This window comes from Achromobacter sp. Marseille-Q0513, from assembly GCF_018195695.1.
Classification (GTDB): Bacteria; Pseudomonadota; Gammaproteobacteria; order Burkholderiales; family Burkholderiaceae_B; genus Achromobacter.
Window position 1 is genome coordinate 1 of record NZ_JAGTJY010000692.1, and the last position, 247, is coordinate 247.

At 74.5% G+C, this 247-nt stretch carries 1 protein-coding gene; it reads left to right on the plus strand.

The window, feature by feature from the left end:
• Positions 1-247 (plus strand): hypothetical protein (locus KDH83_RS32335; RefSeq protein WP_212323318.1); only part of this gene is annotated, 247 nt, incomplete at both ends.

Below are 247 nucleotides of genomic sequence, written 5' to 3' on the forward strand. Positions count from 1 at the left end.
GTGACGCTGGCCGGTTCGGCCCTGAGCGACACCAGCCTGTCCATCGACGCGGCGCGCGAGCTGCGCCTGGACGGCAGCGCGCTGGCCTATGGCGGTACGCTGCGGCTGGCGGGCAATGACGTGCAGTTGGGCGCGGCCAGCAAGACGCAGGGACGTGGCATCGACGTCACCGCCACGCGCGATCTGCGCGCGGGCGGCGCCCTGGTGTCGGCGGGCGCGGTAAAGCTGGATGCGGGCCGCGACGCGG